General features: G+C 63.5%; 11 protein-coding genes and 1 pseudogene. 9 read left to right on the forward strand and 3 right to left on the reverse strand.

All coding sequences use genetic code 11. The annotated features are described in order from the left end of the window. The first annotated feature begins 16 nt into the window (after nt 1-16). Nucleotides 17-1,183, forward strand: a complete 1,167-nt coding sequence (locus HA399_RS05025) for a patatin-like phospholipase family protein (protein ID WP_404326276.1) — start codon at nt 17-19, stop codon at nt 1,181-1,183. A gap of 156 nt (nt 1,184-1,339) precedes the next feature. On the opposite strand, the gene HA399_RS05030 is transcribed toward HA399_RS05025, so the two are convergent. Next, nucleotides 1,340-2,182: a transporter substrate-binding domain-containing protein gene (locus tag HA399_RS05030; RefSeq protein WP_404326277.1), complete on the reverse strand. Its 843-nt coding sequence runs from the start codon at nt 2,180-2,182 to the stop codon at nt 1,340-1,342. Nucleotides 2,183-2,369: 187 nt separating this feature from the next. After that, on the reverse strand, nt 2,370-2,975 hold the full coding sequence (locus HA399_RS05035; protein ID WP_131431499.1) for a Smr/MutS family protein: 606 nt from the start codon (nt 2,973-2,975) through the stop codon (nt 2,370-2,372). Nucleotides 2,976-3,206: 231 nt separating this feature from the next. On the opposite strand from HA399_RS05035, the gene prmB reads away from it, so the two are divergent. The 5 genes and pseudogenes from prmB to phaC all read left to right on the forward strand — a co-directional run. Then, nucleotides 3,207-4,169 carry a 50S ribosomal protein L3 N(5)-glutamine methyltransferase gene (gene prmB / locus HA399_RS05040; protein WP_043335549.1) on the forward strand — a complete coding sequence of 321 codons (963 nt, stop codon included), beginning with the start codon at nt 3,207-3,209 and terminating at the stop codon, nt 4,167-4,169. A gap of 167 nt (nt 4,170-4,336) precedes the next feature. Further along, nucleotides 4,337-5,428, forward strand: a complete 1,092-nt coding sequence (aroC, locus tag HA399_RS05045; protein WP_043335551.1) for a chorismate synthase — start codon at nt 4,337-4,339, stop codon at nt 5,426-5,428. Between the two features lie 237 nt (nt 5,429-5,665). After that, nucleotides 5,666-6,208, forward strand: coding sequence for a DUF6489 family protein (locus tag HA399_RS05050; protein ID WP_404326279.1), 543 nt, complete (start codon nt 5,666-5,668; stop codon nt 6,206-6,208). A gap of 220 nt (nt 6,209-6,428) precedes the next feature. Next, nucleotides 6,429-6,881, forward strand: coding sequence for a phasin family protein (locus HA399_RS05055; RefSeq protein WP_043335557.1), 453 nt, complete (start codon nt 6,429-6,431; stop codon nt 6,879-6,881). 576 nt (nt 6,882-7,457) lie between these two features. After that, nucleotides 7,458-9,221 (forward strand): annotated as a pseudogene (gene phaC / locus HA399_RS05060) (class I poly(R)-hydroxyalkanoic acid synthase); the annotation flags it as partial. 1,141 nt (nt 9,222-10,362) lie between these two features. On the opposite strand, the gene HA399_RS05065 reads toward phaC, so the two are convergent. Then, complete coding sequence (locus tag HA399_RS05065) at nt 10,363-11,253, reverse strand: LysR family transcriptional regulator (protein ID WP_404326281.1); 891 nt, start codon at nt 11,251-11,253, stop codon at nt 10,363-10,365. A gap of 371 nt (nt 11,254-11,624) precedes the next feature. Here HA399_RS05065 and leuC point away from each other — a divergent pair, with 371 nt between their 5' ends. From leuC to leuB, 3 genes are all read left to right on the forward strand, one after another. Further along, entirely contained in the window at nt 11,625-13,076 is a 1,452-nt protein-coding gene (gene leuC / locus HA399_RS05070; RefSeq protein ID WP_404326282.1) for a 3-isopropylmalate dehydratase large subunit, read from the forward strand. A gap of 11 nt (nt 13,077-13,087) precedes the next feature. Further along, complete coding sequence (gene leuD, locus HA399_RS05075; RefSeq protein ID WP_054554933.1) at nt 13,088-13,741, forward strand: 3-isopropylmalate dehydratase small subunit; 654 nt, start codon at nt 13,088-13,090, stop codon at nt 13,739-13,741. Nucleotides 13,742-13,886: 145 nt separating this feature from the next. Next, nucleotides 13,887-14,969, forward strand: coding sequence for a 3-isopropylmalate dehydrogenase (gene leuB, locus HA399_RS05080; protein WP_043335563.1), 1,083 nt, complete (start codon nt 13,887-13,889; stop codon nt 14,967-14,969). Nucleotides 14,970-15,173 lie beyond the last annotated feature (204 nt).

The following is a 15,173-nucleotide window of genomic DNA, read 5'->3' on the forward strand; positions in this document are numbered from 1 at the left end:
CAGCGGGAGACATGCCATGGCCAAGCGCAAGACCATCGCCCTGGCACTGGGGAGTGGCGGGGCCCGAGGCTATGCCCATATCGGCGTCATCGAGGAAGTGCTGGCGCGCGGTTACGACATTCGCGCCATTTCGGGCTGCTCGATGGGCGCACTGGTCGGGGGTATCCATGCCGCCGGCAAGCTGGATGCCTATCGCGACTGGGTCTGTGAGCTGGATTACTTCGACGTGCTGCGGCTGGTGGATGTCACCTGGAGCCCGATGGGCGCCATCCGCGCGCGCCGCATCATGGATGAGCTGGAAGCCCTGATCGGTGATACGCGCATCGAGGACCTGCCGATTGCGGTCACCACCGTCGCCACCGACCTGATCGCCCAGAAGGAGGTCTGGTTCCAGAGCGGCAATCTGCTCGAGGCGATTCGGGCCTCCATCGCGGTGCCTGGGGTGATCACGCCGGTGCAACGCGACCGCAAGGTGCTGGTGGATGGCGGCCTGATGAATCCCTTGCCGATCACGCCGCTGGTCGCCGCCCACGTCGACCTGGTGCTGGCGGTCAACGCCACGGCGCATTCGCCGCGCAACCAGACACTGGAGCAGATGCTGCCACCGGCCGATGCCGCCGAGGAAGAGGCGCGCGAAGCCGCCCTGGAAGCGCGCGGCGGTGGTTTCAGTGACTGGCTGCGGGGAGTGCGTCGCGGGGCCGAGCGCATATTCTCTGCCGAGAAGGAGCAGGCGCTGGAGGACCAGCAGGGCATGGCATTTGCCAGTCCGGTCGGCGGTGTCCCGCTGCCGCCGGGTGATGCCTCGCGCCTGAAGTTCGAGGCACTGAAAAGCAGCGATGCCGAGCCAGTGTCGGGAGAAGACGCGTTGGCAGAGCCGCAGGCAGAGGCTGGCGCTGTCACCCAGGGCAAGCAGCCGCCATCCGCAGCCGAGCCTGAACGGGTCGATGAGAACGCGCCGGAGCTTGCCTGGGGCAAGCTGGACATGATGATGCGTTCCTTCGATATCACCCAGGCGACGTTGGCCAAGTACAAGATCGCCGGCTATCCACCGGATATCCTGGTCGAGATTCCCAAGACGGTATGTGGCGCCTATGAATTCCACCGCGCCGCGGGCCTGATCAAGCTGGGCCGGCACCTGGCCGCCGAAGCGCTGGATCGCTACGAGAAGGGCAGCGACGGCTAGCCTTTTTTGAGTTGCCCTTTAATGAAAAAGCCCCCGCCAATCGGCGGGGGCTTTTCGTTACGGTGCTCTTCAATACAGTGCTCTTCAATACAGTGCTCTTCAATACAGAGCGCTTCATTGCAGAGCGTGTGACCGAAGCCTGAGCGAAGCGTCGCCTCAGCCGTTGATCCACTTGTCGAAGATGGCGGCCTGCTCACCGGTGCCCTGCATCTGGGTCAGCCACTGATCGACGTAGGCCTTCCAGATGTTGTCGCCCAGCGGCAGCAGATAGCCCTTCTGGGAGAAGGTGAACGGCGCATCAGGATGCACGCTGCACAGCTCCGGATGACGGCTGGCCTGCAGCTGGGTCTCGATGGCGTCGGTGACCATCACATCAGCACGGTCTTCGATGATGTTGTTGAAGATGGTGCGGTTGTCGTTGTGCGCGACGCGCGTGGCATCGCTCAGGAATTCATTGGCGAAGCGCTCGTTGGTGCCACCCGGATTGACGGTGATGCGCACGCCGGGCTGATTGATCTGCGCGACGGTCTGGTACTTGTCGACGTCCTCGCAGCGCACGATGGGCGTCTTGCCGCCGGTCTGGTACGGCTGGCTGAAGTAGGCCTGAGCCTGACGGTCCAGCTTGACCGAGATGCCGGACATGGCGATATCGCACTTGCCGGAGGTGAAGTCTTCCATCAGTGTCGGCCAGCTGGTCGGCACGGTCTGTACCGTGGCGCCCAGGCTCTTGGCCAGTGAGGCGGCCATGTCGATGTCGATGCCTTCGAAGTCGCCATTGTCTTCACGGTGGCTGAAGGGCGCATAGTCACCGGTAGTGCAGACCTTCAGCACCTGGCCTTGTTGCACGCGCGAAAGCGTGCTGTCGGACAGTGCATCGCTGGCGGCGGCCGGCATGGCGAAGGCCAGTGACAGGCCAGCGGCGGTCGCGCCGCCGAGAATGGCAGCGGAAAGGGCGCGGCGCGAAGAGGTGCGCATTGGCTGTTCAGCGTTGGGTGTCATCAGGGTGTTCCCTTGTCGTTATGGCGGCAGGCTCGGCGTGAGGCCTGCCTTTGTTACTCAAGTGCTCGGCTATTCAATCACTCAGTTATTTAGATGCTCGCTATTCAGATGATCGCTATTCAAGTGCTCGGCTATTCAGGTGCTCGGATGGTCAATGTCTCGGCGGTGTGGCGAGCGCAGGATTCGCTCAGTCGAGCAGCGGGTCACGGCCCTTGCTGCGCAGCAGGACATAGACCGCGCCGCTGCCGCCATCCAGCTCCAGTGACGAGGTAAAGGCCAGCACGTCAGGCCATTGGCGCAGCCAGGCATTGACGTGGCTCTTGATGATGGGGTGATCGGCCATGCCGGTCCATGCCTTGCCATGCACCACCAGCACGCAGCGTGAGCGACGGGCGATGGCATCGTCGATGAAGGACTCGAGCTCGATGCGGGCCTGCTCCAACGTATAGCCGTGCAGGTCGAGGCCCGCCTCCCAGGCGATCTCGCCGCGCTTGAGACGCTGACGCTGGCGGTAGGGGAGATCGGGCACCGCGAAGTCGAGCAGCTGGCTGGGCGTGACCGGCTCGACCTGACCATCGGTGGTACGTGATGGCGTGCCGAGCGTGTCGGTCGAGGCTTCGCTGGCGGCAGCGCGCCGCGCCGCCAGGCGCGCCTGCTCTTCCTTGTCGACGGGCTTGCGGCCGGGGTCGGCGCGGTTGGTGGTGATCTTGCGTACGCCGGCCTGCTTGAGGGCGGCACGGAAGGCGTTGAAGTCGTCGCCGGTATCCGAGCTGTCGTCGTGATTGGGTGGCATGGCCGGGCTCCGCGGGCAATAAAATGGCAAGTCGCGCAGTATAGCGCGGCTGTTGTCGCTGTCGAAGACAGGCGGTTGTCACTTGCGAAGACAAAAGCGGCAGGCGCGCCATCAAGGCATGCCAAGGGTCGCCGCCACGCCTCGTGAACGCTACAATGCCTGCGCGAGACGCCACCGGCCCCTCACGACTGGCGGCGCTCGTTGTCCATCTGTCCGCTTACAGGAATCACCGTGTCCACATCTTCCGCGTCCGACCTGCGCCATCCTTCCAGTCTCAGTGAGCCGGACTCCCGTCTCGTCGAGGAGCTGGTGACCCTGCGCGACCTGATCCGCTGGGCGACCAGTGAGTTCCACGCGCATCGCCTGCACTTCGCCCATGGCACCGATTCTGCCTGGGACGAAGCGGTGGCGCTGGTGCTGGGTGCGCTGCATCTGCCGTGGGACACGGACCCCGCCGTGATCGACGCGCGCCTTCTGACCATGGAGCGTGCGCGCATCGTGGCGCTGGTGCGTGAGCGCATCACCACCCGCAAGCCGCTGCCGTATCTGCTCGGCGAGGCCTTCTTTACCGGCGTGCCCTTCGATGTCGATGAGCGCGTGCTGATTCCGCGCTCGCCGATCGCCGAGCTGATCGAGAGCGGCTTCTCGGCCTGGTTCCCGGAACTGCCGCCGACTCGCGTGCTGGACATGTGTACCGGTTCCGGCTGCATCGGTATCGCCACCGCGCTAGTGATGCCGACCGCCGAGGTCGATCTGGTCGATATCAGCAGCGAGGCGCTGGAAGTCGCGCGTCGCAACATCGAACGCCACGACGTGGCAGGGCGTGTCATCGCCGTGCAGTCGGACCTGTTCGCGGGCGTGGCGGGCAAGCGCTATGACCTGATCGTCTCCAATCCGCCCTACGTGGATACCTTCGATCTCTCCAACATGCCGCAGGAATTCGGCCATGAGCCGGCACTGGCGCTGGGCGCCGGTGACGACGGCCTGGATATCGTGCGCCGTATCCTGCGCGAGGCGCGTGACTACCTGACCGACGACGGCGTCTTGATCGTCGAGGTCGGCAATTCCGAGCGCCACCTGATGGAAGCCTTCCCGGAAGTGCCCTTCATGTGGCTGGAGTTCGAGCGCGGCGGCAACGGCGTCTTCGCCATCGATGCCCAGACGCTGGAAGTCTGTGCGCCCGAATTCGCTTGAGCTGGCGGGCGCCTGACCCGGCGGATTTCGCTTGAGCTGGCGGGTGCCTGAGCTGGCGGGATTCGACAGAAGCACGGGCGCAGGCCGCCAGGCGCTGCAACGCTTACGACAACTATTATCAGAACGCCGTCGGCCATGACCGGCGGCATCGCCTGAGGACCCCCTGAATGTCCGGAAATACCTTCGGCAAGCTGTTCACCGTCACCACCTTCGGCGAAAGCCATGGCCCGGCACTGGGCGCCATCATCGATGGTTGCCCGCCGGGCATCGAGATCAGCGAAGCGGATCTGCAGATCGATCTGGACCGCCGCCGTCCCGGCACCTCGCGCCACACTACCCAGCGTCGCGAGCCGGACCAGGTGCGCATTCTCTCGGGCGTGTTCGAGGGCCGCACCACCGGCACGGCCATCGGCCTGATGATCGAGAACACCGATCAGCGCTCCAAGGACTACGGCAAGATCAAGGACCAGTTCCGCCCGGCCCACGCCGACTACACCTATCACCACAAGTACGGTGAGCGTGACTACCGTGGCGGCGGCCGCAGCTCCGCCCGCGAGACCGCGATGCGCGTCGCCGCCGGTGCCATCGCCAAGAAGTATCTGGCGGGCCTGGGCGTGCAGGTGCGTGGCTACCTGTCCCAGCTCGGCCCCATCGAGCTTGAGGTCAAGGATTGGTCGCTGGTCGACACCAACCCGTTCTTCTGTGGCGATGCCGATCGCCTCGAGGAGCTGGAGCAGTACATGGACGCCCTGCGCAAGGAAGGCGATTCCGTGGGTGCCAAGGTCACCGTCGAGGCGACTGGCGTGCCGGTCGGCCTGGGTGAGCCGATCTTCGATCGCATCGATGCCGAACTCGCGCATGGCCTGATGAGCATCAATGCCGTCAAGGGCGTCGAGATCGGTGACGGTTTCGCCGTGGTCAGCCAGAAGGGCACCGAGCACCGTGACGAGATGACGCCGGAAGGTTTCCTCTCCAATCATGCCGGCGGCATTCTGGGCGGCATCACCAGCGGCCAGACCATCCGTGCCAGCATCGCCCTCAAGCCGACCTCCAGCCTGCGACTGCCGGGTCGCAGCATCGACGTCAACGGCGAGGCGGTCGAGGTGATCACCACCGGCCGTCATGATCCGTGTGTCGGCATCCGCGCCACGCCGATCGCCGAGGCGATGGTCGCGCTGACGCTGATGGACCACCTGCTGCGCCACCGCGGTCAGAACGCCGACGTCAAGGTCGACACGCCGGTGCTGCGCGAGGTGTAAGCCGCTTGCGGCGTTGCTGAATTTGTAAAAAAGACACGCCCCAGCCGTGGAGTGATGCCCAGCATCCTTCGTGGCTGGGGCGTCTTGCGTTGTGGGTTGGCTTGCGGAAAGTAAATAAGAAAAGACGTAAGTATCAGGCTGCCCCCGTGTCATTCTCGCTGCTAGACTCGAATGGCATGCATGCCAGCGGACTCGCGCACCACGCCGTGCGCGGGCAGACAACACAAGGAATCTGCCATGAAGATCAATGTCGAATTCGACCTCACGCCGCAGGAATTTCGCCAGGCGATGGGCCTGCCGGACGTGGAAGCCTTCCAGCAGGAATTGATGGAGCGCTTTCGTCGCCAGATGGAGGCGGGTGTTGAAGGCTACGACCCCATGAGTCTGCTCAAGCCATTGATGGCGCCGGGCGCGGGCACGCCGTTTGCCAAGTTCATGCCGCCGGGCATGGCCGAGGGGATGATGGGCGGCGCGTCTGGCGCTGGCAATGCCGGGCAGGGCGCAGCGGGCGGCATGCCCGGCGACATGGGCGAGAGCATGGCCCAGGGCATGGCCGCCTTCAATCAGTATCAGAAGATGATGCTGGATACCCTGCAGCAGTTCGGTCAGGGCGGCGCGGAAGGCAAGGAGGCTGACAAGCCGGAGTCTGCCACGCGCAGGAGTTCGGAGCGCAGTGGTGATCAAGGCGCGGATCAGAAGGCAGAACAAAGCGCCAGCCGGGCGGATGATGCGAAACCGGCCTCTGCGGCCAGTGCGCGCTCACGCGCCAAGCGCAGTTGATGACCGGCAGGCGCGAAGAACGCTCTTGGCTGACAGGGGCGTGAGGCATGCCCGGCCAATCCCATGACAGAAAATGTCCTTTGACAGTTTTCTGTCATGGGATTGCAACCACCTGAGGAGCAGACTAGTCTTTGTGCAGTGCAGCATATTGCTGTGCTCCACAGGTGGCGCAGAGACTTCTGCGCGCTGTCCCGGTACGGAATCCATGGGAGGAACCGTCATGCAGCAGGATCAGATGTTCAACGCCTTTGCCGAGCAAGCCCGCAGCTTCTACCAGCCGATGCGCAAGCTCAACACTCTGATGCTCGACCATATGGGCAAGATTGCCGATTATCAGATGGACGCTGCCAAGCGCTATACCGAGACTGGTCTTGAGCGTGCGCGTGCTGCCACTGAAATCAAGGGTATGGAAGAGTTCAGCGAGTTCAGCAACCGCCAGCTGGAAGTGGCGACCGAGCTGTCTCAGCAGATGATGGATGATTCCCTGAAGCTGGCCGAGATGGGCAACGAAATGCGTGCTCAGCTCGAACAGGCCTACTCTGACGCTGGCAAGGAAGCCACCGACAAGGCGTCCGCTGCCACAGAGAAAGCCGCTTCAGCAGCAGAGGACAAGGCATCCTCCGCTGCCAGCAACAAGCCGGCTGCCGCGACAAGCCGCGCCAAGCAGAACTAAGGTATACCCCGAAAAGGCTGGCGCTTGCGCCAGCCTTTTTTTTGCCGTTTTCAGGCATTGCCCCTGCCGTGCTGGAAGGCGCATGCTGGAGATGAGCACGCTGGCGCACAGGCTGTTTTGCTCTCGTATTTGCCGCGCGCGAATCCGACGGAAAGCAGACCTGCAGGTGGCAGGGCGTTGCAACTGACAGCGCATTTTAGCTGACAACGTACTTTGCTTGCCTTGGCATGCTCGCCTGCACCGCCCTGAAATCAGCCATGAAACGGTCTTCAACCCGTCTTGTGAAACGGTCTTCAAAAACAGTCTGAAAAGCAGTGTCCGTCGCCAGTGAAGGCGCCCGTCTCACGAGAGGCGGCATGGCACTGCTCAGTGGTCAGGAAGGATTCGATTCGATGAAATCGTGCCGCCGACAGACGTTCGGCAGCCAAGCTTCGATAGCCAATGACGTGATGGTCAATGACAAGGAGGAAGGGCGATATGGACTCAGCCCAGCAGCAGGCATTCTCGCAGACATTCTCTCAGGCCTTTACCAGTCTGTTCCCCGACGGTGCTGAAGGCACGAAGTGGGCCAGCGTGATGCAGCAGGCCAGTGCCCAGTATCAAGCCTTGATGAGTGACATGCTGGAGCGCCTATGGCCCAGCGCTGCCGCTTCCACCATCTATGACGAGATGGGTCGTTGCTTCCAGGCGGGGGCCGAGGCCCTGGCACGTGACCCGCAACTGTTGATGTCGACCCAGACGCGCCTCTTCCAGGACCAGATGGCCCTGTTGCAGGGCACGTTGCGCGAGCTGAATGGCGAGAGCGTCGAGCCGGTGATCACGCCCGCGCGCTCTGACCGTCGCTTCCGCGATGAGGCCTGGCAGAGCGAGCCCTATTACCACTTCCTCGTGCAGCAATACCTGCTGTTCTCGCGCGCCGTGGACGACATGCTGGCCGGCATACAAGGCCTGCCGGAGAGCCAGAAGCGCAATCTCGAGTTCTACGCGCGCCAGTACGTCAGCGCCTTCTCGCCCTCCAACTTCGCCTCCACCAACCCGGAAGTGCAGCGCGTGACCCGCGAGACCGGCGGCCAGAACCTGCTCGACGGCCTGAAGCGTCTGCGCGATGACCTGGCCAACTCCGCCGAAGGCATCAATGTCGCGATGACCGACACCGAAGCCTTCCGTCTCGGCGACAACATCGCCGTCACTCCGGGTGACGTGGTCTTCGAGAACGAGCTGATCCAGCTGATCCAGTATCGTCCGGCCACCGAGAAGGCCTTCAGCACGCCGTTGCTGGTCGTGCCGCCGTGGATCAACAAGTACTACATTCTCGATCTGCGTCAGGACAATTCGATGATGCGCTGGCTGGTGGAGCAGGGCCACACCGTGTTCCTGATCTCCTGGCGCAATCCGGGGCCCGAGCAGAGTGATCTCACCTGGGCCGATTACATGCAGATGGGGCCGCTGGCCGCGATGGATGCCATCGAGCAGGCCACCGGCGAGAAGCAGGTCAACATCCTGTCCTACTGCATCGGCGGCACGCTGACGGCCAGCACCATGGCCTATCTGGCGGCCGAGAAGCAGTCCGACCGCGTGCGCTCGGTCAGCTACATGGCAACGCTGCAGGATTTCTCCGATCCCGGTGAGATCGGTGTCTTCCTCAACGAGCCGGTGCTGCAGGGCCTCGAGAAGCAGATGGCGCAGGACGGCTATCTGGATGGCCGCGTGATGGCGTTCTCCTTCAACCTGCTGCGCGAGAATGACCTGTTCTGGTCGTTCTACGTCTCCAACTATCTCAAGGGCGAAGCGCCGACCGCGTTCGACCTGCTGTACTGGAACACCGACGGCACCAACCTGCCGGCCGGTACCCATGCCTGGTATCTGCGCCACATGTATCTGGAGAACCGCCTGGTGCAGCCCGGCGGCATCGAGCTGGACGGCGTGCCGATCGATCTCTCCCAGATCGAGACGCCGAGCTACTGGGTCTCCGCGCGCGAGGACCACATCGCCAAGTGGCAGACCACCTACAACGGTACCCAGCTGCCAAAGGCCTCCATCAAGCGCTTCGTGCTCGGTGGCTCTGGTCATATCGCGGGTATCGTCAATCCGCCGCACAAGAACAAGTACGGCTACGCCACCAATGACAGCCTGCCGGCAACGCCGGATGAGTGGCTCGAGGGCACCGAGCAGCACGAAGGCTCCTGGTGGAATGACTGGCAGGCGTGGATGACCGGCAATGGCTTCGTGGAGCCGGAACCGGAGGTCTCTGCGCGCACACCGGGTGAGGGCAAGCTCGACGTGATCGAAGCGGCACCGGGGCGTTATGCGCGCCAGACCATCCCCGAAGTGCTGGGGCAGAGCGTGCCGGAAGAGATCACCAGCGTGGCGGATGCGCAGCTCAAGGCCGTGCGTGATGTCCAACAGACGGTCGAGAAGAGCGTGAATGAAGCGCTCAAGCAGGTGACGCTGCCGCTGGAAGAGGCCATGACCGCGATGACCGAAGCCGTCACCGGCAAGGCCGCCAATGATGCCGGCGACACGGCGGGCAATAGTTCATCCAGTGCCTCCAGGGCGAATGGTGCGAGCACCAGACCTGCCGCCTCCAAGGCCGCATCAGCCGCTGGGTCGCCAGCCGCTGAGTCGGCTACGCCGGCAAGCAAGCCCGCCGCGCGCAAGCGTGCTGCACCCAAGAGCACAGCCTCCAGGAGCACTGCTGCCAAGAGCACAGCTGCCAAGAGCGCAACGACCACCAGCAGCACGGCCAGCGACAGCACTACCAAACAGAGCACGGCAAAATCGAGCACTGCGAGCACGGCTGCCAGCAACACCGGTAGCTCAGCGACCAAGACCACCACGGCGAGAAAGACCTCCACGCCGCGCAAGACGGCTGCCAGCAAGACGACCACTGCCAACAAGTCAACGGCGGCCAAGACGACTGCAAGCAAGACGACTGCGAGCACGTCAGCCTCTGACAGCAAGCCGTCTACATCCGGCACCTCGAGCAGCAGCACTTCTTCCACGGCTTCGGGTTCCAGCGCGGCAGGCTCCAGCGCTACGAAGCCCGCGACGACGCGCAAGAGTACTGCCAGCAAGACTACGGCGAGCAAGAGCACCGCCAGCTCGACGGGAAGCGCGAGCACTGCCAAGACGGGTAGCAGCACCGGTTCCTCCAGTCAGGGGGCTACCCGCTCCGGCACTTCAAGCTCTGGTACTTCCACTACCACCGCCAAGAGCGACACCGGCAGCGAAGCGCCCAAGCCGCGCCGTGGCCGTCCCTCCAATGCCAGCAAGGCCGCCGCCGCCAAGGCAGCGGAAGAAGCGAAGAAGGATGACGCCAAGCCTACGGCCAGCAAGACGGATGGCGCGTCTGGCAATGCCAAGGATAGCGACAAGAGTTGATCCGCGGCGCCACAAGCAGTGAGTCAGAACCGCAACGCCAGCCCTTCGGGGCTGGCGTTGTGCGTTCAGGCTGTATTTTCAAGCGGGGCTTTCGAGTGCGCTAGAGGTTTATCGACGCCGCATCCCTTGCGCCTTCCAGCAGTTCGATCATCGCGCTGGCGGCGTTCGAGAGGGTGCGGTTGTTGTGATAGAGGTAGCCGAGCTGGCGTTCGATGGGGCGGTGGTCGATGGGCAGGATCTCGATCTCGTCGTCGATCATGCTTTCCGGCAGTACGCTCCAGCCCAGGCCGATGGCGACCATCATCTTGAGGGTCTCGAGGTAGTTGGTGGACATCGAGACTTCCACCGAGAGGCCGTCACGCGCAAAGGTGTCGATGACGATGCCGCGCGTGAAGGTCAGGTGGCCCGGCAGCACGGCGTCGTGCTGTGAGAGGGCGGCCAGCGGCAACGCTTTATGGCCTGCCAGCGGGTGATCACGTCCGCACACGAAGCGCATCTCATCCAGCCACACCGGCACTACCGTCAGATTGGGATCGCGATGCGGTGCCAGGGTGACGACGGCCAGTTCCAGCTCCCCATCCAGTACGCCCTGATAGGCCTGTTCCGAATCCAGAAACCGCATGTCCATGCGCACCTCGGGGTGGGCCATGGTGAAGGCCTTGAGCAGCGGTGGCAGCCGGTGCAGGCCTACATGGTGGCTGGTGGCCATCGTCAGGCTGCCTTTTACCTCGCCGGACAGATTGCGCAGCGCACGCCGGGTGTCATCGTGCATCACCAGAATGGCGCGGGCACGGGGCAGCAGGATATTGCCGGCCTCCGTCAGCGAGACACGCCGTCCGATGCGATCGAACAGCCGTGCGCCATGCAGTTGCTCCAGCTGGGCGATGCGCTTGGAAACGGCCGGCTGGGTGAGGTGCAGCTGCTCGGCGGCAAGCGAGAAGGAGGCGGTTTCGGCGACGGCGACGAAGGCCTGCAGAGAGGGTGTGTCCATGTGGGGCAGCTATCCTGTCATGAGGGCATTCGGAGAGGCGTTCTTAGGGGCGTTCAGTGGAGCGTCAAGCGGGGCGATCGATGCCGGCGCAGGCGGATGCACTCCTGATCAAGACCTGATGAACAATAGTATTCCTTTTGGGAATCCAAAGCATGAAAAACATGAATTGCTTTTATTCATTGTCGCCGAGTACTCTTGATGGCACAGGACGCGGCGGCGATGCTGGAGCCTGCAAGCAAGTGGTCACTATCCACGGGCTCGCACGACCGCCCCGCCATCAACACTGGACGACACACCCTCATCAAGGGGCCGTTACGAGCCCCGAGGCAGCAAGCGCGCTCTTACCGTAAGGCGCCACGAGGAGACACGACATGGCTAGCCAGACCCTTTATGACAAGTTGTGGGATCAGCACCTGGTCAAGCAACGCGAAGACGGTACTGCACTCATCTACATCGACCGTCACCTGCTGCACGAAGTCACGTCGCCGCAGGCATTCGAAGGGCTGCGTCTGGCCGGTCGCAAGCCGTGGCGTCTGGATGCCAACCTGGCAACGCCGGACCACAACGTGCCGACGTCTCTCAAGGAGCGTGCTGCCGGTATCGCGGGCATCGAGGACGAGACCTCACGCATCCAGGTGCAGACCCTCGACGACAACTGCAACAGCTTCAACATCGAGCAGTTCACCATCAATGATGCGCGTCAGGGCATCGTGCACGTGGTCGGGCCGGAGCAGGGCGCGACTCTGCCGGGCATGACCGTGGTGTGTGGCGATTCCCACACCGCGACCCACGGTGCCTTCGCGGCACTGGCCCACGGGATCGGCACCTCCGAGGTCGAGCACGTGCTTGCCACCCAGTGCCTGATCCAGCGCAAGATGAAGAACATGCTGGTGCGCGTCGATGGTCGTCTCGGCACTGGCGTCACCGCCAAGGATGTCGTGCTCGCCATCATCGGCGAGATCGGCACCGCCGGCGGTACCGGCTACGCCATCGAATTCGGCGGCTCTGCCATCCAGGACATCTCCATGGAAGGCCGCATGACCATCTGCAACATGGCGATCGAAGCCGGTGCGCGGGTCGGTCTGGTCGGTGTCGATGACATCACCATCGACTATCTCTACGAGCGCCCCTATGCGCCGAACGCCCAGCAGTGGGAAGCGGCCGTCGCCGACTGGCGCAATCTGGTCTCCGATGCTGACGCCGAATTCGACAAGGTGGTGGTGCTCAAGGCCGAAGACATCGCGCCGCAGGTCACCTGGGGCACCAGCCCGGAGCAGGTCACCAGCGTCAATGGCGTGGTGCCGGACCCGGCCGCGGCCAGCGATGACACCGAAGCGCGTGGCATCACGCGCGCGCTCGAGTACATGGGCCTCAGTGCTCAGCAGAAGATCACCGACATCAAGCTGGACCGCGTGTTCATCGGTTCCTGCACCAACTCACGTATCGAGGATTTGCGTGAAGCGGCGCGCGTGGCCGAAGGCCGCACGGTCGCCAAGAGCCTCAAGCAGGCGATGGTAGTGCCGGGCTCTGGCCTGGTGAAGGCGCAGGCGGAAGCGGAAGGGCTGCACCAGATCTTCCTCGCGGCGGGCTTTGAATGGCGTGAGCCGGGTTGCTCCATGTGTCTGGCGATGAACGCCGACAAGCTGGGCGCCGGTGAGCATTGCGCATCTACCTCCAACCGCAACTTCGAAGGCCGTCAGGGCTTCGGTGGGCGTACGCACCTCGTCAGCCCGGCCATGGCCGCCGCTGCCGCGATTGCGGGTCACTTCGTTGATGTTCGTGACTTTGCCCCCATCCCTACCAACAACACTCAAGTCGCCTGAGGAGGCCCGACATGGAAAAGTTCATTCGCCAGCAGGGCCTCGTGGCACCGCTTGATCGCGCCAACGTCGATACTGACCTGATCATCCCGAAGCAGTTTCTGAAGTCGATCAAGCGTACCGGCTTCGGGCCGAACCTCTTCGATGAGCTGCGTTATCTCGACGAGGGCTATATCGGTCAGGACATCAGCAAGCGTCCGCTGAATCCGGACTTCGTGCTCAATCAGCCGCGTTACGCGGGTGCCAGCGTATTGCTGGCGCGTCGCAACTTCGGTTGCGGTTCCTCGCGGGAACACGCGCCCTGGGCACTGACCGACTTCGGCTTCCGCGTGGTCATCGCGCCGAGCTTCGCCGATATCTTCTACAACAACTCGTTCAAGAACGGTCTGTTGTTGATTACCCTCGACGAGGACACGGTGGACCGTCTGTTCAAGGAAGCCGAGGCGGTGGAAGGGTATCGTCTGGATATCGACCTCGAGGCACAGGCAGTCATCACGCCGACCGGTGAGTCGATTCCCTTCGAGGTCGACAGCTTCCGCAAGCATTGCCTGATGGAAGGCCTGGACGATATCGGTCTGACCCTCAAGGACCAGGACGCCATCGACAGCTTCGAGAAGCGTCATCGCACCGAGCGTCCGTGGCTGTTCCGCGACGGCAAGACGGCCTGATCTGGCCAGCGTCGCGTCAGTCAGCGCCTGACATCGCAACATATTCGTCATGGCTCGCCGTCCAGAATGGCGGCGAGCCCAGTCTCAGCACCGACGGTGAACCGTCGGTCTCGCCGGAAGACTTCCGGCCCAAGGAGAGTTCCAGATGAGCCGCAATATCCTGATTCTGCCCGGTGATGGCATTGGCCCGGAAATCACTGCCGAAGCTGTGAAGATCCTTGAAGCCGCCCGCAGCGAAGGTCTGGACATCACGCTGAGCGAAGGCAAGGTCGGTGGTGCAGGGTATGACGCGGCCGGCCACCCGCTGCCGGCGGAAACGCTGGAGGCGGCCAAGGCGGCGGATGCCATCCTGCTCGGCGCAGTCGGTGGCCCGCAGTGGGACAAGCTCGAGGACATCTCGCTGCGCCCGGAACGCGGCCTGCTGGGGCTGCGCAAGGAGCTCGAGCTGTTCGCCAATCTGCGTCCGGCGATTCTCTACCCGCAGCTGGCCGAGGCCTCCAGCCTCAAGCCGGAAGTGGTGTCCGGTCTGGACATCATGATCGTGCGTGAGCTGACCGGCGGCATCTACTTCGGTCAGCCGCGCGGCATCGAGACGCGTGATGGCCAGCAGGTCGGGTACAACACCTACGTCTACTCCGAGTCCGAGATCGAGCGCATCGGTCGCACCGCCTTCGAGATGGCGCAGAAGCGCAACAAGAAGCTGTGCAGCGTCGACAAGGCCAACGTGCTGGAAGTCACCATGCTGTGGCGTGACGTGATGGAGCGCATCTCCGCCGACTACCCGGATGTCGAGCTGTCGCACATGTACGTCGACAACGCCGCCATGCAGCTGGTGCGTGCCCCCAAGCAGTTCGACGTGGTGGTTACCGGCAACATGTTCGGCGACATCCTGTCGGATGAAGCCGCCATGTTGACCGGCTCCATCGGCATGCTGCCGTCCGCCTCGCTGAATGCGGGTGGTCAGGGCATGTACGAGCCGTGCCACGGCAGCGCGCCGGACATCGCGGGTCAGGGCATCGCCAACCCGCTGGCGACCATCCTGTCGGTGGCCATGATGCTGCGCTACTCGCTCAACGAAGCGGCCTGGGCCGAGCGCATCGAGAAGGCGGTCGGCGTGGTGCTGGATGAAGGGCTGCGCACTGCCGACATCGCCTACGCCGGGACGCGCAAGGTCTCCACCTCCGAGATGGGCGATGCCGTGCTGGCCGCCTTCAAGGCCCAGGCGTAAGGCAAGACCCGCGTGAACGCCGCAAGCCAGCGGCGTTCACGCGATGATCATGGGGGAGCTCGGCGTGCGTCGCCGGGTTCTCATGTCAGGACCTGCGGCTGGAGCGTTGGGCAAGGCTCGCCTCGTGTGAGTTGCCTGTGCTCGCTGCGGGTCATTCCTGTGTCGGGAGCGGTGGTGTCTTCCATGCTCCCGGCCGTGCATGAA

Origin of the sequence: Cobetia sp. UIB-001, from assembly GCF_044789135.1 — a bacterium.
Lineage (GTDB): Bacteria > Pseudomonadota > Gammaproteobacteria > Pseudomonadales > Halomonadaceae > Cobetia > Cobetia amphilecti.